Here is an 18,847-nt window from a genome sequence, read left to right as displayed (position 1 = left end):
AGCCGTGAGCGACGCGTGGAAGTGGGATCCGTCCCTCTATTCGGGCAGTGCGGGCTACTACGCGCGGGGCCGCGCCGGCTATCCCCCGGAGCTCGCCGCGGCCTTCGCGGCCGAGCTGGAGCTCGACCGGTCCGGCCGCCTGCTGGACGTCGGCTGTGGGCCCGGCTCGCTCACGCTGCTGCTGGCCGGCTCGTTCGAAGAAGCGGTCGGGCTCGACGCCGACGCGGACATGCTCGGCGAAGCGGACCGGCTGGCCACCGAGGCGGGGATCGGGAACTGCCGCTGGGTGCACCGGCGCGCGGAGGAGCTGCCCGCCGGGCTCGGCCGGTTCCGGCTGGTCACCTTCGCGCAGTCGTTCCACTGGCTCGACCGGGAGCGGGTCGCCGCCGCGGTGCGCGGCATGCTGGCGCCCGGCGGCGCCTGCGCCCACGTGCACGCGACGACGCACGAAGGCGTCGAGGGATCGGTGCCGCGCGCGGAGATCACCGAGCTGGTGCGGGCGTACCTCGGGTCGGTGCGGCGCGCCGGGCAAGGCACGCTCCCGGACGGCACCGCCGGCGGCGAGACGGAGATCTACCGCACCGCGGGGTTCCGCGGGCCGCGGCGGTTCGAGGTCGCGGGCCGGGACGTCACCCGCACCGCCGACGAGGTCGTCGCCGGTGTCTTCTCGCTGTCCAGCGCGGCGCCGCACCTGTTCGGCGACCGCCGCGCGGAGTTCGAGGCCGACCTGCGCGCGGTGCTGCACCGGGCGAGCCCGGCCGGCACGTTCACCGAGCGGCTGCGCGAGATCGCGGTCGACCTCTGGCAGCCGTGACGTCCACTGTGGACGGTTACCAGGGGTTGTTGTCGTAGCCGTCGTCGTCGGCCTCGGCCGCGCGCGACCGGCGGGCGCGGCGAGGGGCGTCGTCCCGGGCCGCGTGCCGCGGCTCCGCCGACGGCGCGAACGGCGACCCCGCCCCGGGCTCGTCGCCGAAGGCGTCCGCGGCGAAGGCCGAGGGCGGTTCCGTGGTGCCCCGGTCGGTGCTCCAGCCCGACTTCGTCTTGCGCTGCGCCATTTCGCGCACGTGCTGGACGTACCGTTCGGCCGCCTGCACCTGCTTGGTCATGTACTCCTGGGACTGGGCCTTGATCTCCTCGCCCCGCTGCTCGCGCAGGACGCGCCGCTCGGACTGTTCGCGGACGAGGCCGTCCAGCTCGGCCTTCATCGCGTCGATCTCGCTCATGCGTGCTCCTACCAGGTCCGGGCGGACGGCGGGTCATCGTCGTCGTTGAGGGAGCCGATGATCCGGCGGCCGGGCTCGCCGAGGTTGTCGAAGACGGCACCTTCGATCCGGTAGGCCGGCGACCGGCGTTCGGTGTCCCCGCCCCCGGCGCCGCCGTGGGCACCGCCCATCGCGCCCATTCCGCCCATCCCGGTCATCCCCGACTGGCCGCTGGAGCCGGCCGACGCGCCGGCCGGGGCGAACGCCGCGGCGGGCTGGGCCTGGGTGGCACCGACGCCGCTGTGGACGCCGCCGGACATCGGCGTCTCGCCGAGCCCGGACGCGCCGCCCGCGCCGCCGGGGTCGAGACCGGCCGCCGAGAGGCCGGCGCCGCCGTGGGAGCCACCGCCGATGCCGGCCGGCGCACCACCGCCGTGACCACCGCCGTCGTGACCACCGCCGCTGCCGCCGTCGTGCGCCCCGGGGCCGTCACTGCCGTGCGAGGTGAGGTCGTCGAGGGTGCCGCGGTGGGTGGGCAGTTCGTCGATCTTCTTGTCGGGGGTGTCGCCGAGGACGTCGGAGGGCTTGTCGTCCTCGCCGAGGGTGTAGGTCGTCGGGGTGCCGCTGCCGTCGTCGACGGTGACGACGGTCGGGCCGTCCGGGCCGTCGGGCCGCTCGGCGGTGATCTTGAGGTCGCCGTCCTCGATGTGGATCTTGCCGTCGGGGCCCGGGCAGTACGTGTCGTCGGTCCCTTGTGGACCGTCGGCGTCCTTCGACCAGTCGAGCTTGAAGTCCTTGGCGGCGTCGGACCCGTCGCCGACCTTGATGTCCATCTTCCCGTCGGAGTCGGGTTCGGTCATCTCGAAGGTCTTGTCGCCCTGCTTGACCTTGAGGGTGTCGGGGGTGTCGTCGCCGAGCTTGTCCGGCTTGCCGTCGCCGTCCTTGTCGTCGCCGAGCAGGCCGTCGGGCTTGCCGTCACCGTCCTTGTCCTCGCCGAGCGGGTGGTCCGGCTTGCCGTCGCCGTCCTTGTCCTCGCCGAGCAGGCTGTCCGGTTTACCGTCGCCGTCCTTGTCGGCGCCCAGCGGGTTGTCGGGCTTGCCGTCGCCGTCCTTGTCCGCGCCGGGCTCGCCGGAGCCGGTGTCACCGAGACCCGCGCCGTCGCCGGAGTCCGTCTTGATCCCTTCGCCGCTGAACTCCTTCAGCGCGTCGGCCGCCTTCTGCTTCGCTTCTTCCGCGGCCTGTTCGGCCGCGGCCTTGCCGTCGTCGGCGCCGCCGGAACCACCCGAACCCGAGCCGGAACCGCCGCCCGAACCGGACCCGGAACCGCCGCCGGTGCCGGACCCGCCGCCGAGACCTTCACCACCGAGGCCTTCGCCGCTGCCGGAACCGCTGCCGCCGCCGAGACCGCCTGCGCCCTCGCCGGAGTCCGTCTTGATGCCTTCGCCGCTGAACTCCTTCAGCGCGTCGGCTGCCTTCTGCTTGGCCGCTTCGGCGGCCGCGGCCGCCTGCGCCTTGCCGTCGTCGGACGCCGACGGCGAAGTGTCGTCGGAACCAGAACCGGAACCGGACCCCGAACCGGAACCGGAGCCCGAACCGCCACCCGACCCGAGGCCGGAACCGCCGCCGGAGGAAGTGTCCAGATCCGGGATCGGCGGCATCGAACCACCGCCGCCGCTGCCGGAGCCCGAACCCGAGCCACTGCCCGAGCCGGACCCGCCACCGCCGGAGACGTCGGGGATCGACGGGATCGGGCCACCGCCACCACCCGCGCCGGAGCCACTGCCCGAACCACTGCCGGAGCCGCCACCCGCACCGCTGGGCAGGTCGGTACCCGAACCCCCGGAGCCCGCGCCACCGCCGGGCGCGCCGGAACCGGAGCCGCCCTCGGGAATCGGCGGCACCTGGCCGCCACCCCCGCCGGCCCCCGAGCCGCCGGAACCCGAACCCGAACCGGAGCCGGAACCCGAGCCGGACCCACCGGTACCCGATCCGCTGCCCGAGCCCGAGCCGCCGGGGCCACCGCCCGCGCCCCCGGTGGTGCCGGGGCCACCGGGCGCACCCGTGCCGGATCCGCCCGGCATGCTCACGCCCTCGAACTCGTTCTTGACCTTGCCCATGACCTTGTCGAGCGCGTCGTACGCCTGGTCGACGAGCTCCTTGGTGTCCTTGCAGGTCTTCTCGAAGCCCTTGTAGAGCCGGTCCCACATGTCGGGGTTGAACTGGTTCTGGATCCACTGCTTGGCCAGGTCCTGGCCGTGCTTCTTGATCTCGTCGCCGTCGCAGCAGCCCTGGTCGTTGAGCGTCTTGACCAGGTTGGTGCCGAAGTTGAGGTCCATCCAGCCCGCGATCTGGGCGAGGTCCTGCTCGTTGCCGTGCTCTCCGCTGGCGACCGCGATGACCTTCTGCGCCATCGTGTAGTCGGCCTTGCCGACCAGGTCGGTGTACATGCCGATGACGGCGTCGGCCTTGCCCTTGCACAGCTGGAACACCGTGGTCGCGGTGGTCTTCGTCGCTTCGCTCACGTCGCCGAGCGTCTGCGACAGCTTCGCCGCTTTGGGCTGGATCTTGTCGTTGTAGGTGTCGGACGCGGCGTCCGCGCCGGCGCCGCTCCACGTCTTGTACAGGCTGCCGAGCTGGGAACCGGTGTCGTCCAGGGTGCGGTCCACCGTCTCGGAGCCGGTCTTGAAGTGCGCGGCGTCCTGGACGAAGTTCGCGAAGCTGATCCCGCGCTGCTCGTCGAACGGGACGCGGATGTCCTTGTCGAGGTCGATCGCGCGCGTGTTGCCGCGGCAGTCGGCCGGGACCTTCGCCAGCAGCGACCCGAAGGTCTCGAACAGCTTCAGCGCGGGCGCGGCGGCGTCGAAGATCTCGTCGGACGTCTTCGTGCCGGTGGCGTCACCGCCGTTCTCGCCGGCCGCGGGCGGCTTCGTGTCGTTGAGCTTGGTCTTGCCGTCGTCGACGGCCTTCTTCTCCTGGTCTTCGTTGTAGGAGTTCTGGTCGCCGCTCGACTTGGCCTTGTCGTAGGCCTCGTCGACCGACTGCCCGGCGAAGAGCGGGTTGGCGTTGTAGGCGCCGGCGTACTTCTCGGCTTCCTGCCGCTTCTGCTTGATGTCGTCCGGTTCCTGGTCGGCCAGGAACGGCGGTGGTGGCGGGTTCTCGCGCATCCAGCTGCTGATCAGCGCGCTCTTCTGCCCGGCGGGGACGCTCGGGTCGTCGAGGATCGCCTTGACGTCGGACCACTTCTTCTTCTCGGCCATCAGAGCGAGCCCCCGGCGTTGGTGATGGCGCCGGACTGGTTGTCCTCGTTGGCGCTGTAGCTCGACCCGGCGGTGCCGAGGTTGGTGCCGAAGGAACCGAGCGTGGTGCTGTAGCCGGACACCGCGGCCCACAGCGCCTGCGCGCCGGCGGTGTACTTCGCGGCGTGGGCGTTGTGCGCCCGGCCGAAGCCCTCCGCGGTCACCTGCGGGGTCTCCAGGTCCGGATTGTCGTCCAGCAGGTGCTCCGCCAGGTCCCCGATGGTCTTGGACGCCGTCGACAACGCTTCCGTCGTCGCGGTGTACCCCCCGCCGCTCATTTCAGCGCCTCTCCTCAGATCCTGCAGTTCCCAGAGCTTCCGCGAGCACGTCCGCCACGGACCCCACGTCGGTGAACCGGTCGAGCTGGTCCAGATCGATCGTCACGCCGTAATAGACCTCCAGCGCCGCCAGGAGCTTGATCCGGCCCTTCGAGTCGATGCCCAGCTCTTCCAGGGGAGCGTCGGGCTCGACGAGGGCCGGGTCGAGCCGGAAGGTGTCGGAGACGACCTTCGTGACCTCGGCGCGGTGATCACCCACGGACGTCACCATAACGTGCCTTGGCCGCCGACCGGGCGACCTTGCCACTCGATGTGCGCGGAAGTCCGCCGGAAGGGACCAGATGTACCGCACGGAGGGTGAGATCGTGCTCGCGTGACACCGCGCGCAGCACCGCGCGGGTCACCTCTTTGAGGTCCGCGTCAGCGTCGCGCACCCACTCCGCCACCACCATCGCGCCCTCGCCGTCCTCGTCGGCGACCCCGAACGCGGCGACGCGGTCGCGGCGGACCGCGGGGTGGGCCTCGCCCGCCGCCGCCTCGATGTCCTGCGGGTGGAAGTTGCGGCCGTCGACGACGATGAGGTCCTTGAGCCGGCCGGTGACGTACAGGTCGCCGCGGTGCACGACGCCGAGGTCGCCGGTGCGCAGCCAGCCGCCGAGCCCGTCGAGCGTCGCGTCGAACGCGGCCGAGTCGCCCCGGCTCCAGTACCCGGTCGCGACGTTCGGGCCGTGGATCCAGATCTCGCCGACGGCGTCCTCGGGCTGCTCGTGTCCCTCGTGGACGATCCGGACGAGCTGCCCGACCGGACGGCCGACGGACACGAGTTCCGGTCCATCGACGGTTTCGACGGCCTGGCCCTGCGCAAGGGCTTCGCGGTCGAACTTCGCGCCGCGCGGTCCTTCTTCCCCCGCGCTCGCGACGTAGACGGTGGCTTCGGCGAGCCCGTACGACGGCCGGTACGCCTCGCGCCGGAAGCCGTGCGGCCCGAAGACCTCGAGGAAGCGTTCGACCGTGCGCGGGCGGACGGGTTCGGCGCCGTTGAGCGCGACCCGGACGTCCGAGAGGTCCAGCTCGTCGTCGCCGGGGCCGGCGTCGGCCGCGAGGTCGTAGGCGAAGTTCGGGGCGGCGGTGAACACCGCGGGGTAGTCCGCCATCTGCCGCAGCCAGCGCCGCGGCCGGTGCACGAACTCGGCCGGGGCCATGAACACCGCGCGGCCGCCGGAGAAGACCGGCAGGCACAGCAGCTGGATGAGGCCCATGTCGTGGAAGAACGGGATCCAGCCCGCGCAGGTCGTGCCTTCGTCGACGCGGTAGGCCTGGCTGCCCTGCCAGCACGCGGCGACGATGGCCCGGTGCGGGATCACCGCACCGGCCGGCTCCCGCGTCGACCCGGACGTGTACTGCAGGTACGCCGGGCTTTCCGGCGCGACCGGCACCGGGTCGGCGCCGGGCCCGGTCAGCTCGTCGGCCACGAGCAGCTCGCCGGGCGCCCCGAACTCGCGGACCCGCGCCGCCGCGGCCGAGGACGTCAGCCACACCCGCGCGCCGGAGTCGGCCAGGACCCCGCCGAGTCGCTCGGCCTGCGCGCGGCTGCCCGGCGGCATCAGCGGGACGGCGATCATGCCGGCCGCCAGGACGCCGAAGAACGCGAGCGGGTAGGCCAGCTCCTGCCCGGCGAGGACGGCGACCCGCTCCCCCGGTTCCGCGACCCGCCGCAGGCCACCCGCGACCACGCGGACGCGGGCGGCGAACTCCGCCCACGTCAGCGTGTGCTCGGCGGCGTGCGTGTGGTCCTGGTGGGTGAACAACGGGCGCGCGTCGTCCGCGCGGGCGAACAGCCGGTCCACGATCGAGGCGCGCAGCACCTCGCCGGGCACGGTCTCGGGCGGACGGGGCACGCAGCGCAACCTACTGGACGGCCCAGAGACCGCTCAGCTCGGCCACGTCCACGACGGTGGCGGTGCGGGGGAACAGCGAGCCGGTCAGGAAGTCGTGCGTCTCCTGTTCGCGGTCGGCGCACGCGTCGCGCAGGACGACGATCCGGTAGTCGCGGTCCATCGCCTCGCGGACGGTGCTCAGCACGACACCGCTGGTGCTGATCCCGGCGAGGACCAGCGTCGTGATCCCGCGCTTCTCCAGCTGCTGTTCGAGGTCCGTGGTGGTGAACGCGCCGACGCGGATCTTGCGCACGAGGACGTCGTCGGGCCGCGGCGCGAGCCGGGAGTGGATCCGCGTCCCCGGGGCGTCGGCGCGCATCGCCGCCCGGACCTGGTCGGAGGCCGCGAACGCGGCGAACATGCTCGTCTCGGGGATCGCGGCGAACTCGGCGTCTTCGAACGCGACGCGCACCCAGCCGACGTGGCCGCCGCGGGCGCGGACGTCGTCGACCACGCCGGCGACGCGGTCGAGCAGCGGGCCGGTGTCGGGCAGCTGCCCGACGATCCCCTCCTGGTAGTCCATCACGAGCAGCGCCGTGCGGTTCGGGTCCAGGGTGGTGTTCTGGTCAGGCATCGGTCTCGTCTTTCTCGGGTCGGGTGGTGCTTCGGGACAGGGAACGGTCGAACACGGTGAAGAGCAGGAACACGACGCCGATGCCGAGGAGCACCAGCGCGAGGGCGTGCAGCCCGCCGGTGTCGGCGACCGGGCCGTAGAGGGCGCCCTGCAGGGCGGAGGAAACGATCGCGCCGAGGTAGCCGAACGTGCGCAGCAGCCCGGCCGACGCGCCGATGTCGTCGGGATTCGCCTGGCGGTACACGGAGTTCTGCAGCGCGAGGCTGTTCAGCCCCTGCGGCACCCCGGCCACGAGCGCGACCACGACGAGCAGCCAGACGGCGGCCGAGGAGTCCAGGGTCAGCAGCAGCGCGCACCCGGCGAGCTGCCCGAGCGCGGCGACAGCCAGCTTGCCGCGCACCGCTTCGCGGCGCCCGGTGAGCAGCGACACGAGGATCCCGGTCGCGAACAGCGGCAGGGTGGCCAGGCCGGCTTCGCTCGCCGACAGGCCGCGGCCGTGTTCGAGCCATTGCGTGTAGCCGTAAAGGAAGCTGTACGCGACGACGTAGGCCAGCAGCGCACGGCCGTAGGTGCGCAGCAGCGGGCCGTTGCGGCCGAGCAGCCGCAGGTCGATGAACGGGTTGCCGTGCGTCAGCTCGCGCGCGGCGAAGCCCGCGGCACCCGCGACGGCGATCGCGAGCAGGTACCAGTCCCCCGCACCCGGGTGCATCAGGAACAGCAGCAGCGAGACGAGCGTGCCGGCGAACAGCGCCATGCCGGGGAAGTCGAGGTCGAACGAGCCCCGGGACTCCGGCTTCGCCGTCTTGGGGAACCGCTGGGCGCCGAGAACGAAGGCAGCCAGCGCGATGGGGATGTTGAGGGCGAAGGTCGCGCGCCAGCCGCCGACGCCGATGAGCAGGCCGCCCAGCGCCGGGCCGACCACGGAGATCGTCTGGGTCGAGATCGCCAGCACCGTGAGCACGGACGCGGGACTGTCCCGCCCGGTCCGGTCGCTCTCGTCGCGGATCAGCCGCATCGCCGCGGGGTAGCCGGCGCACGTGCCGAAGCCGAGGACGACCCGCGCGACGATCAGCCAGGCCAGGTTCGGCGCGAGGGTGCCGAGCACCCCCGCGAGCCCGACCAGCGCCGTCGCCGGGAGGAACACGCGCCGCGGGCCGTACCGGTCGATCAGCCGCCCGGCCACCGGCTGCCCGACCGCGGTGGCCAGGTACAGCGCGGAGATCAGCCACGCGGTCGCCGACGCCGGCTGCCCGAACGCGACGCCGATCGGCACCAGCGCGACCGCGATGATCGTCGAGTTGACCGGGTTGAGCACCGCGCCCGAAATCAGCGGCGCGAACAGCTTCCGGTCGAACCCGTCCCGCGTCCGCTCCCGGGTCGTCATTCTTCGACGACGCGGCCGAGCAGGGCCAGCGCCTCGTTGACCACGGCCAGCTCGTCCTCGGTGAGCCGCTGCGCGAGCGCCCCGGCCAGCCACTCCTGCCGCGAGGCGCGGGCACCCTGGCCGTACGCGCGGCCCTCGGGTGTGAAGAAGATCAGCTGACGGCGGCCGTCTTCCGGGTCGTCCTCGCGGCGGACCAGGCCGAGCTTCTCCAGCGCGGCCACCGTCGCCGCCATCGACTGCGGGCGCACCCGCTCCGCGCCGGCCAGCACGCTCGCCGTGGCCGGCTCCATCTTCGCGAGCCGGGCGAGCGCCGAGGCCTGGGCGGAGGTCAGGTCACCGACCGCCGTCGCGTCCATCATCTGCCGCCGCAGCCGGCCGACGAGCACGCGCAACGTCTGCGCGGCCGTGACCGCCGCGGCGGGAACCGTTTTCGAGGCCATATCGACAGCCTAGACTTATCAGTTGACCCTGTCGAGTTTTCGAGGCGGGCACGCGGAGTTCCGGATAGGATTCGCAGCCATGGCCTCTCCGGAAGCGCTGGTCTCCGCCCTCGCGGATCCCGCCCGTCTGCAGTTGTTCGCCCGGATCTGCGCCGGGCTCCCGGTCGACGGCGCCAAGCTCGTGAAACGGCTGGTCGACGCGGGGCTCGTCACCGTGGACGGCGACACCTACCGGGCCGTGCCCGAGGTGTTCCGCGAGGCGCTCGCCAAGGCCCCGGCCGACCCGCTCGACGGGCTGTTCCGCCACGGCAGGCTCGTCACCATCCCGCATTCGGGCCGGCGGCGGCAGCTGCTGCTCGCCCACCTCGCGGAGCGGTTCGAGCCGGGCCGGCTCTACACCGAGCAGGACGTCCGCGAGAAGCTGTCGATGGTCCACGACGACCACGCGACGCTGCGCCGCTACCTCGTCGACGAAGGCCTGCTGCAGCGCAGCAACGACGGCGGCGCCTACGGCCGCCCGTCGGAGGCCCGCGCCGCCGGCTGAGTCGCGGGCAGGTCGAACAGCGCCAGGACGGCCGGATCGGCGAACACCACGTTGTGCGCCACGCGGGCCCGGTCCACGGTGAACACCTGCAGGGTGTGCAACCGGTGGACGCCGGCGTCGTCGCGGCAGTAGGCGACGAGGGCGGGCTGGCCGTTGGCGGAGGTGCGCGTCATCCGCCAGTCGGGGCCGCGCATCGCGAAGAGCCGCTCGAGGAACCGGCCGTAGCCGTCGCGGCCGAGGAACCAGAGCGGCACCGGCGGCATCTCCAGCACGACGTCGTCGGTCAGGAGCTCGACGAGGCCCGCGACGTCGGCGGATTCGAACGCCCGGACGTACCGGTCGAGGACCGCTTCGACCGCTTTGTCGTCCGGTTCGGGAACTTCGTCCGCCGCCAGGCCGCCGAGACCCGCGCGGGCGCGTTGCAGGGCGCTGTTGACCGCGGCGGGCGTCGTCTCCAGGAAGCCGGCCACCTCCGCCGCGCTGAACTCGAGGACGTCCCGCAGGATCAGCACCGCGCGCTGCTTGGGCGGCAGGGTCTGCATCGCCGCGAGCAGCGCCAGCCGCAGCGTGCCCCGGCGGGCCAGGCGCAGGCCCGGGTCGTCGAGGCGCGCGTCCGGGAAGGGCTGCAGCCACGGGACTTCGAACGACGGCGTCAGCGGCGCGCCCGGGTCTTCGCCCGGGCGGCCGAGGCCCGAGGGCAGCGGCCGCCGGGCCCGGCCGTCCAGCGCGGTGAGGCAGGCGTTGGTCGCGATCCGGTAGAGCCAGGTGCGCACGGACGCGCGGGCCGGGTCGTAGCCGTCCCACGCCTTCCAGGCGCGGACCAGCGTCTCCTGCACCAGGTCCTCGGCCTCGTGGACCGAGCCGAGCATGCGGTAGCAGTGCACCAGCAGCTCACGCCGGTGCGGCTCGGTGCTCGTCGCGAAGTCCGGCATCGCTCTCCCGTCGCCGCCGTACGGGAGATGATTCCCTACAGGTCGTCGAAGTCCTCGGGCCGGAGGCCGTCGAGCTCCGCGCGGAAGCGGGCGACCTCGGCCTCGGTGTCCAGCACGTCGGCGGCGGGGCTTTCGGCCTCCTGCTCGACCTCCAGCTGCACCGACGCGACGTCGAGCACCTCTTCGGCGACGCTGATCGGCGCACCCTGGCGCAGGCCGAGCGCGACGGCGTCACTCGGGCGGGCCGACACGCGGGTGCCGTCCGCCAGCACCAGGTCGGCGTAGAAGATCCCGTCGCGCACCTCGGTGAGCTCGACCGCGGAGACGCCCTGGCCGAACGCGGCGAGCACGTCCCCGAGCAGCTCGATGGTGCCCGGCCGCGGCTGCGCGATCTGCTCGCGCGCCCGCACGAGGGCCTCGGCCTCGCCGTACCCGATCATGATGGCCAGCCAGCGGCGGGCGCCGTCGGGTTCCCGGAGCAGCATCAACGGCGCCTCACCGGGCACCGGGACGGCCATTCCCACCACCTCGATCGGGATCACGCTGACCACCGCACCCTCCGTGTAGGTACTCCTCCGCCCGCGAGGTACCCAGAACCACCGCGTTTCCAACGTGGTCGGGCGAGGGAGTTTTTCACCCGGCTCTCCTGGACTGCGGACTGCCCCCGGAATCCTTGCCCGGCCTGGGGCGGCGCTGTCACCGTCGTGGCGTGGAACCGACGATTTCGCGCACCATCGACATCCCGGCCGACCCGGGCACGGTGTGGTCGTGGGTCACCGACCTGCCCCGGATGGGTGAACTGAGCCCGGAGAACATCGGCGGCCACTGGCTCGACGCCACCGGCCCGGCACTGGGGGCCCGCTTCCGCGGCCGCAACGTGAACGGCGCCCTGCGCTGGTGGACCCGGGTGAAGGTGGTGCGGTTCGAGGAGGGGCACCGCTTCGCGTTCGACGTGCGGACACCGCTGGGTTCGCGGGTGTCGCGGTGGGAGTACGTGCTCGCGCCGAGCGCGGTGGGATGCCGGGTGACGGAGAACTGGTACCGCAGCGGCAGCTGGGTGGTGCGGAAGTTCATGGGACCGAAGGTGACCGGCCGGGCCGATCGGCCGGGGTACAACGTGCGGTCGATCGAGCACACGCTGGCCGCGTTGAAGGCCCGGGCAGAGGACCAGGCCGCGGCGGCTTGAGCCGAACCGCGGCGGGGCTCGGCGGGGGGGCTGGTGCGCGGCCGGCTCCACGCGCGGCGGACCCGGCGACCGCCCGGCCTCCACCAGGCCGAGCGCCGGGATCCGCGGACAAGCCCGCCGCCGGCCGAGCTTCTCCGGACCGAGGCGTGGCAGCCGCGGGCAAATCCACCGCCGGCCGGACTCCACCGCGCCGAGCGCGAGGCAGCCCGCCAACCCACCGCCAGCCGGACTCCACCGGGCCGAGCGCCAGCCAGCCCACCACCTCCCGAACTCCACCGCACCACCGCACTCCCCCACGTGACATACATCGCGCCGAACTGGTCAGTCTCTTGTTGAGACCCACCTCCTCCGGCTAGGTTGCTTTTTCAAACCTAGGAGGGCCATGACCGACACCGCGCCGAAGCCCGGCCTCGTGCTGCTGGTCGTCTCGACCGCGGCGTTCCTCGCCAGCCTCGACACCTTCATCGTCACCATCGCGTTCCCCGGCATCCGGGCCGCCTTCCCCGGCGACGATCTGGCCACCCTCTCGTGGGTGCTCAACGGCTACACCGTCCTGTTCGCCGCCTGCCTCGCCCCCGCCGGGCGGCTGGCCGACCGCTACGGCCGGAAGCGCCTGTTCCTCCTCGGCGTCGCCGTCTTCACCCTCGCCTCGGCCGCGTGCGCCGCCGCTCCGTCGATCCCGGTGCTCGTCGCCTTCCGCGCGGTGCAGGCGATCGGTGCCGCGCTCGTCATGCCGACGTCGCTCGCCCTCCTGCTGACCGCCTTCCCCGCGCACCGGCGGCCGATGGCCGTCGGCGTCTGGGCCTCCGTGGGCGCCGCGGCCGCCGCGCTCGGGCCGCCCGTCGGCGGGCTGCTCGTCGAAGCCTCCTGGCGCTGGGTTTTCCTGGTGAACCTGCCGATCTGCGCCCTCACCCTGCTGGCCGGGCCGCGCGTGCTGCGCGAGTCGCGGGACACCACCACCGGCGTCCCGGACCTCTTCGGCGCCGCCGGCCTGCTCGTCGGCGTCGGCGCACTCGCCTATGCGCTGGTCGAAGCGCCCGACCACGGCTGGAGCTCGGGGCCGGTGCTACTCGCGTTCGCGGTCGCCATCGCCGCCCTGGCGTGGGTGCCGCTGCGGTCGGCGCGCCACGCCGTGCCGGTGCTGGACCTGCCGGCGCTGCGCGTCCCGACGCTGTGGCTGGCGTGCGTCACGACCGGCGTGTTCGCGGCCGGGTTCGCGGCGATGCTGTTCGGCAACGTCCTGTTCCTGACGTCGGTCTGGCACGACTCGATCCTGGTGGCCGGCCTGTCCCTGGCCCCGGGCCCGCTGATGGTGGTCCCGGTGTCGATCCTCGGCGGCCGGTTCGTGCACCGCTTCGGCCCGGGCCCGATCGTCGCCCTCGGCGGCGTCTCGTTCGGGGCGGGCGTGCTGATCTGGGTGCTGCGCATGGATTCGACACCCGACTACGCGACGTCGATGCTGCCCGGCCAGCTCCTGACGGGCATCGGCGTCGGGCTGATCCTGCCGAGCCTCTCGGGCGTGGTGGGCACGGTCCTGCCCCCGGCCCGGTGGGGCGCGGGCTCGTCGATGGTCAACACGACGCGCCAGATCGGCACGGTCCTGGGCACGGCGGTGCTGATCGCGGTCTTCGCGGGCCCACCCGACCTGACGGACTTCCGGCACGGCTGGCTCCTGATCCTGGCCACCGCGGCGGCGACGTCGGCGGGCGGGCTGCTGATCGCCGCCCGCCGCCGCACGGATCACTACGTCGAGCCCCAGGCCTTGTCCAGCGCCGCGAGCCCGTCGTCGATCCTCTCCACCGGGATCGAGCCGTAGCCCAGCACCAGCCCCGGTGCCGGGAATCCGCCGCACAGATCGGACAGCGTCTGCACCGCCACTCCCGCGGCCGCCGCCCGCGCGGCGATCGGCTCCAGGTCGACGTCGGCCAGCGTGCACAGGTGCAACCCGGCCGCCGAGGGAACCACCCGAAGCCGCCCGGTGAACATCCGGTCCACAGTGGACACCAGACGCTCGTGCCGCTGCGCGTACACCTTCGTCGCGCGGCGGATGTGGCGGGCGAACAGCCCCTCGTCGACGAACCGGGCCAGTGCCGCCTGGGCCGGGACGTCGCCGTGCCAGTCCGACAGCCGGCGGGCGTGGCGCAGGGCGTCCTGCAACGACGGCGGCGCGACCAGGAAACCCAGGCGCAGCATGGGAAGCAGTGTCTTCGAGAACGACCCGACGTAAGCCACGCGCCCGCCGCGGTCCAGGCTCTGCAGCGGCTCCAGGGGCCGGTCGGAGAACCGGAACTCGCTGTCGTAGTCGTCCTCGACGACGACCGCGTCGGCGCGCCCGGCCCACGCCAGCAGCGCCGTGCGGCGGGCCAGGGACATCGGCGTCCCGAGCGGGAACTGGTGCGACGGCGTCACGTACACCAGCTTCGTCCGTGACGGCAACGCCGCCACATCGAGACCTTCGCCGTCCACCGGAACACCGACGACCTCGGCACCGTGGGACGCGAAGAGCAGCTTCGCCTGCCGGTAGCCGGGTTCTTCGACGGCCACGCGGTCACCCGGGGACAGCAGCACCCGGCACAGCAGGTCGAGGGCCTGCTGCGCGCCCTGCGTCACGAGCACGTCGTCCGCGTCGGCGCGCACCGAACGCGACACGCCGACGTGCCGGGCGATCGCCGCGCGCAGGCCCGGGTGCCCGCCGGGGTCGACGTAGTGCACGAACCCCGCCGCCTCCCGCAGTTCTCGCGCGAGCAGCCGCCGCCACGTTTCGAGCGGGAACAGCGCGGCGTCGGGGATGCCGACGCGGAAGTCGTACTCCGGCGCCTCCGCCACCGCGGCGGCCGGCGACGGCAGCGAACGCCAGATCGCCTTCGGCTGCGGCCCGCGCGCCGACGGGGCTTTACGCGGCTTCGGCGCGGGCAGCGAACCGCTCACGTACGTCCCGGCGCCGACGCGGCCGGTGAGGAACCCGTCGGCGGTCAGCCGGTCGTAGGCGACCGCGACGGTGTTGCGCGAAACGGCCAGGCGCCGCGCCAGTTCCCGCGTCGGCGGCAGCCGCTCGCCCGCCCGCAGCCGGCCGTCCAGCACGGCGTCGCGCAGCTGCCGGTAGATCCGGACCGACAGGTCGCCGCGCCCGGCCAGGCTGACGTGGAAGTCCATCCGGCGAGCCTACATTGGCCCAATCCGATTCGCGGGAATTGGATCTGGGATCGGGCCAAGTACCGATCTAGCGTTACCGGCATGACGCTGACCCTGGACCGCCCCGCGCCCCCGCGTTCCGGCCGCCTGCTCGCCGCCGCCCAACTGGCCGGCTCGCTCGGCGACGGCGCGTTCCTGACGTGCTCGGTGCTGTTCTTCACGCGGATCGTCGGGCTCTCCCCGGCACAGGTCGGGCTGGGTCTCACGCTCGGCTGGGCGGTGGGTTCGGTCGCGGGCGTGCCGCTCGGCCACCTCGCCGACCGCCACGGCGCCCGCGGCTCCGCGGTGCTGCTGGCCCTGTCGACGAGCGCGTCGATCCTGACGTTCCTGCTGGTCCGCACGCCGCTGCTGTTCGTCCTCGCCGCGTGCCTCTACGGCAGTTGCCAGACCGGCCTGTCCGCCGTCCGCCAGGCGCTGCTCGCGGCGCTCGCCGATCCGGAACGGCGGACGCGCATCCGGGCGCAGCTGCAGTCGGCGGGCAACGCGGGGCTCGCCGTCGGCGCCGGGCTGGGCGGGCTCGCGCTGTCGGCGGACACCGCAACGGCGTACCTGACGGTCTTCGTCCTGGACGCGCTGAGTTTCGTCGTCACCGCGGCGCTCATGCTGGCACTCCCCTCCGTGACGACGTCGGCCCCGCGCGCCGGGGAGCCGAAGCTGGCGGTGCTGCGCGACCGGCCGTACGCGGTGGTGACGCTGCTGAACGCGGTCCTGCTGCTGCGCATGCCGCTGCTGAGCGTCGCGATCCCGCTGTGGATCGTCGAGCGGACGGCCGCCCCGGGCTGGACGGTGTCCGCGCTGTTCGTGCTCAACACGGTCGTGGTGGTGCTGCTCCAGGTCCGCGTGGCCGGGCGGCTGGCGAGCATCGGCGCGGCGGCGCGGATGGTGCGGCGGTCCGGGGTGCTGCTGCTCGCGTCGTGCGTGGCGTTCGCGCTGTCGGCGTCCGGGACGTCGCCGTGGGTCGCGTTCGCGGTGCTGGTGGTGGGCGCGCTGGTGCAGGTGTTCGGCGAGATGCTGCAGTCGGCGGGCACGTGGGAGATCGGCTTCGCCCTGGCGCCGGCGGACAAGCAGGGGCAGTACCAGGGGTTCTTCGGAACGGGCGTGTCGGTGGCGCGCGCGGTGGGGCCGGTGCTGCTGAGCACGGTGGTGATCGGCTGGGGCCTGCCGGGCTGGCTGCTGCTGGGCGCGGTGTTCGTGGCGGCGGGCTGGGCGATGGGACCCGCGGTCCGCTGGGCCCAAGCCACGCGCTGATCGGCCCCTAGGACTTCAGCTGCCGCGCGTTCAGCCCGTACTGCGCCATCTTCCGGTACAGCGTCGCCCGGCCCATGCCGAGCTTCCCGGCCGCGTGCACCACCGTCGCCCCGGGCTCGGACAGGCACCGCACGATCTCGTCGCGTTCCATCGCCTGCAGCCGGCTCAACCGGTGCCCCACCCCGCTGAACACCTCCGCCGGCAGGTGCGCCGTATCGACCACGTCCGACCGCGAAGCCGCTTCGCGCACAACCCGCCGTAGCTGCTTCGCGTTCTCCGGCCAGTCGTAGGCCGTCAACGCCCGGGACGCCGCCGACGTGAACGTGACGTCCCGGCCGCGGTCGCGCCGGGCGAAGTGGTGGGCCAGCGGGAGGATGTCGTCCGGGCGGAACCGCAGCGCCGGCAGCTCGACCACCCGGTCCACCAGCGGCCGCAGCGCCACCGGCACCGCGCCCGCGTCCGGCGCGGTGAGCACGAACGGCGGTGGCCCGTCGCCCCGCACCTCGGCGAACTGCCGCGCCAGCTCCTCCGCCGCCCACGCCGGCAACGCCTCCACGCCCGACACGATCACGCACGTGCCGTCCTTGGCCAGTTCGGGCGTCCACAGCGTCAGCCACGTGTCGACGTCGTCGGGTGCCGGCGGCCGGGCGTTCAGCAGTCTCTCGCGGGACCACAGCGCCCGCCGCGCCACCGCGGCCAATGCCGTCTTACCCGCACCCGGCTCGCCGACGACCGCGACGACCCGGCCCGCCTCGAACGCCGTCCGCGCCGAATCGACCGCGGTCGTCCAGGCCGGCGACAACCGCGTGACGTCCCCCGGGGCGACGCGGTCGGCGTAGACCCGGAAGACCTCGCCGCGCGGGGTCGGCCGGGCGATGCGCCCGGACGCGCGCGCCAGCATCAGCGCCGCCGTGTTCCCGGCCGCCGCCTGGGCGAGCGCCAGCAGCAGCTCCGACGACTGCTCCGACCAGGTCGTGAGGTTGACGCTGCCGGCGAGCGCCCCGGTCAGCGGGTCGAGCACCGGCACCGCCGCGCAGGTGTAGCCGCGCAGGTCGGTGCAGTAGTGCTCGCCGGCCCGGACCAGCGACGGCGCCCGGTCGGCGAGCGCCAGGCCGAGCCCGTTGGTCCCCGCGTTGCTCTCCGCGAAGTAGAACCCCGGCGCCAGGTGCACGCGGTCGAGCGAGCGGTTGATGGAGGCGTCCGTGCACAGCCGGCTCAGCACCAGGCCTTCGCTGTCGGTGATCATCAGGCTGATCGGCTCGTTGGCCAGCGTCGCCTGCAGGCCGCGCAGCACCTCGGTGCCGCATTCGTAGAGCAGCGAACCGGTGTCGACCGCACCCGAGAACACCGGCATGACCTCGTCCTCGGGGACGCCGTACCGCTCGCTGCGCTGCCACGACGCCCGCAGCCGGGCCGCGTCGAACGACCGCGTGACGTGCACGTGCGGGTTTCCCACCTCGGCCTCCCGGAACGCGCCGTTGCGATCGGACTCCCCCACCCTACGTCCGCCGTCCGGGCGACGGCGGCCCGAGCTGTCTCATATCGAGACACCCGACGGGTCCCTGACCAGCCCCGACGTCCCTAGCGTCGCCTGCACTGCACCAACCGTGGAGGAACGCATGTACAGCAAGGACGGCGAGACGTACTTCATCGTGGATGCCCACGTGGCGCTCTGGGACGCGCGCCCGGAGAACCAGCGCAACATCCACGGAAAGCAGTTCATCGACTGCTTCTACGACTACCACCGCAACCTCAGCCCCGAGTCCGAGGTCTGGCCCTACGAGGACTACCTCTACCAGGGCGGCGAGCGGCTCGTGCGCGACCTGTTCGAGAACGGCTACGTCGACCACGCGATCTTCCAGCCCGCGCACCTCGGCGCGTTTTACAACAACGGGTTCGGGCAGACCGAAGAAGCCTTCGCGCTGACGCAGAAGCATCCGGGCAAGCTGACGTACAACCACAACTTCGACCCGCGGCTCGAACAGGCCGGGCTGGACCAGCTCAGGCGCGACGCCGAGCGCTTCGGCCTCAAGGGCGTGAAGCTCTACACCGCCGAGTGGCAGGGCGACTCCCGCGGCTACAAGCTCGACGAAAAGTGGACGTACAAGTACCTGGAAGCCTGCCAGGAACTGGGCATCAAGAACATCCACGTCCACAAGGGACCGACGATCCGGCCGCTGGACCGCGACGCCTTCGACGTCGCCGACGTCGACCACGTGGCCACCGACTTCACCGAGCTGAACTTCATCGTGGAGCACTGCGGGCTGCCGCGGCTGGAGGACTTCTGCTGGATCGCGACGCAGGAGCCGAACGTCCACGCGGGACTCGCCGTCGCGATGCCGTTCATCCACACCCGGCCGAAGTACTTCGCGCAGATCATCGGCGAACTGCTGTACTGGCTCGACGAGGACCGCATCCAGTTCTCCAGCGACTACGCGATCTGGACGCCGAAGTGGCTGGTCGAGCGGTTCGTCGACTTCCAGATCCCCGAGGACCTGCCGGAGTACGCGCCGCTGACCGTGAACCAGAAGAAGAAGATCCTCGGCCTGAACGCGGCGGCGATGTACGACATCCCGGTGCCCGCCGAGCTGCAACTGGCGCCAGTCGAGCCGCAGGCCGTGTCGGTGGCCTGAG

General features: G+C 72.9%; 18 protein-coding genes. 6 read left to right on the top strand and 12 right to left on the bottom strand.

All coding sequences use genetic code 11. From position 1 onward, the window contains the following. Window positions 1-4: 4 nt before the first annotated feature. The gene (locus tag QSK39_RS31710) at window positions 5-814 is read left to right on the top strand and encodes a class I SAM-dependent methyltransferase (RefSeq protein ID WP_285481517.1); all 810 of its coding nucleotides are present in this window, start codon (window positions 5-7) and stop codon (window positions 812-814) included. 16 nt (window positions 815-830) lie between these two features. On the opposite strand, the gene QSK39_RS31705 is transcribed toward QSK39_RS31710, so the two are convergent. From QSK39_RS31705 to QSK39_RS31670, 8 genes are read right to left on the bottom strand one after another with little or no spacing between them, the layout of a single operon-like run. Next, window positions 831-1,223 carry a hypothetical protein gene (locus QSK39_RS31705; RefSeq protein ID WP_285481516.1) on the bottom strand — a complete coding sequence of 131 codons (393 nt, stop codon included), beginning with the start codon at window positions 1,221-1,223 and terminating at the stop codon, window positions 831-833. Window positions 1,224-1,231: 8 nt separating this feature from the next. Continuing rightward, entirely contained in the window at window positions 1,232-4,459 is a 3,228-nt protein-coding gene (locus tag QSK39_RS31700) for a WXG100 family type VII secretion target (protein ID WP_285481515.1), read from the bottom strand. Next, window positions 4,459-4,776, bottom strand: coding sequence for a hypothetical protein (locus QSK39_RS31695; protein WP_284745683.1), 318 nt, complete (start codon window positions 4,774-4,776; stop codon window positions 4,459-4,461). Before QSK39_RS31695 ends, QSK39_RS31700 begins: the two co-directional genes overlap by 1 nt. Before the next feature lies 1 nt (window position 4,777). Further along, window positions 4,778-5,035 (bottom strand): acyl carrier protein, encoded by a 258-nt coding sequence (locus tag QSK39_RS31690; RefSeq protein ID WP_285481514.1) that lies wholly within the window; start codon window positions 5,033-5,035, stop codon window positions 4,778-4,780. Beyond that, a complete protein-coding gene (locus QSK39_RS31685; protein WP_285481513.1) occupies window positions 5,028-6,674 on the bottom strand; it encodes a fatty acyl-AMP ligase in 1,647 nt (548 codons plus the stop codon). The genes QSK39_RS31690 and QSK39_RS31685 overlap by 8 nt, the downstream gene beginning before the upstream one ends. A gap of 10 nt (window positions 6,675-6,684) precedes the next feature. Next, complete coding sequence (locus QSK39_RS31680) at window positions 6,685-7,287, bottom strand: cysteine hydrolase family protein (protein WP_285481512.1); 603 nt, start codon at window positions 7,285-7,287, stop codon at window positions 6,685-6,687. Further along, entirely contained in the window at window positions 7,280-8,671 is a 1,392-nt protein-coding gene (locus tag QSK39_RS31675; RefSeq protein WP_285481511.1) for an MFS transporter, read from the bottom strand. The genes QSK39_RS31680 and QSK39_RS31675 overlap by 8 nt, the downstream gene beginning before the upstream one ends. Continuing rightward, on the bottom strand, window positions 8,668-9,111 hold the full coding sequence (locus tag QSK39_RS31670) for a MarR family winged helix-turn-helix transcriptional regulator (RefSeq protein WP_285481510.1): 444 nt from the start codon (window positions 9,109-9,111) through the stop codon (window positions 8,668-8,670). Before QSK39_RS31670 ends, QSK39_RS31675 begins: the two co-directional genes overlap by 4 nt. A gap of 79 nt (window positions 9,112-9,190) precedes the next feature. On the opposite strand from QSK39_RS31670, the gene QSK39_RS31665 reads away from it, so the two are divergent. Continuing rightward, window positions 9,191-9,655: a DUF2087 domain-containing protein gene (locus QSK39_RS31665; RefSeq protein WP_285481509.1), complete on the top strand. Its 465-nt coding sequence runs from the start codon at window positions 9,191-9,193 to the stop codon at window positions 9,653-9,655. On the opposite strand, the gene QSK39_RS31660 is transcribed toward QSK39_RS31665, so the two are convergent. Continuing rightward, window positions 9,619-10,587 carry a sigma-70 family RNA polymerase sigma factor gene (locus QSK39_RS31660; RefSeq protein ID WP_285481508.1) on the bottom strand — a complete coding sequence of 323 codons (969 nt, stop codon included), beginning with the start codon at window positions 10,585-10,587 and terminating at the stop codon, window positions 9,619-9,621. The genes QSK39_RS31665 and QSK39_RS31660 overlap by 37 nt on opposite strands. 35 nt (window positions 10,588-10,622) lie before the next feature. Continuing rightward, the gene (locus QSK39_RS31655; RefSeq protein WP_284745675.1) at window positions 10,623-11,138 is read right to left on the bottom strand and encodes a bifunctional nuclease family protein; all 516 of its coding nucleotides are present in this window, start codon (window positions 11,136-11,138) and stop codon (window positions 10,623-10,625) included. A 158-nt stretch (window positions 11,139-11,296) separates the two neighbouring features. Here QSK39_RS31655 and QSK39_RS31650 point away from each other — a divergent pair, with 158 nt between their 5' ends. Further along, window positions 11,297-11,773 (top strand): SRPBCC family protein, encoded by a 477-nt coding sequence (locus tag QSK39_RS31650; RefSeq protein ID WP_285481507.1) that lies wholly within the window; start codon window positions 11,297-11,299, stop codon window positions 11,771-11,773. 382 nt (window positions 11,774-12,155) lie between these two features. After that, window positions 12,156-13,589 (top strand): MFS transporter, encoded by a 1,434-nt coding sequence (locus QSK39_RS31645; protein ID WP_285481506.1) that lies wholly within the window; start codon window positions 12,156-12,158, stop codon window positions 13,587-13,589. Here QSK39_RS31645 and pdxR read toward each other — a convergent pair. Beyond that, complete coding sequence (gene pdxR / locus QSK39_RS31640; RefSeq protein ID WP_285481505.1) at window positions 13,517-14,926, bottom strand: MocR-like pyridoxine biosynthesis transcription factor PdxR; 1,410 nt, start codon at window positions 14,924-14,926, stop codon at window positions 13,517-13,519. The genes QSK39_RS31645 and pdxR overlap by 73 nt on opposite strands. 81 nt (window positions 14,927-15,007) lie before the next feature. Here pdxR and QSK39_RS31635 point away from each other — a divergent pair, with 81 nt between their 5' ends. After that, window positions 15,008-16,213: an MFS transporter gene (locus QSK39_RS31635; RefSeq protein WP_285481504.1), complete on the top strand. Its 1,206-nt coding sequence runs from the start codon at window positions 15,008-15,010 to the stop codon at window positions 16,211-16,213. 7 nt (window positions 16,214-16,220) lie between these two features. Here QSK39_RS31635 and QSK39_RS31630 read toward each other — a convergent pair whose 3' ends face one another. After that, window positions 16,221-17,711, bottom strand: a complete 1,491-nt coding sequence (locus tag QSK39_RS31630; protein ID WP_285481503.1) for an AAA-type ATPase lid domain-containing protein — start codon at window positions 17,709-17,711, stop codon at window positions 16,221-16,223. 121 nt (window positions 17,712-17,832) lie between these two features. Between QSK39_RS31630 and QSK39_RS31625 the strand changes: the two genes are divergently transcribed. Next, complete coding sequence (locus QSK39_RS31625) at window positions 17,833-18,846, top strand: amidohydrolase family protein (RefSeq protein ID WP_285481502.1); 1,014 nt, start codon at window positions 17,833-17,835, stop codon at window positions 18,844-18,846. The last annotated feature ends 1 nt before the right edge of the window (window position 18,847 follow it).

This window comes from Amycolatopsis sp. NBRC 101858, from assembly GCF_030269325.1.
GTDB classification, from domain to species: Bacteria; Actinomycetota; Actinomycetes; order Mycobacteriales; family Pseudonocardiaceae; genus Amycolatopsis; species Amycolatopsis ponsaeliensis.
This window is presented reverse-complemented; position numbering and strand designations above follow the sequence as displayed.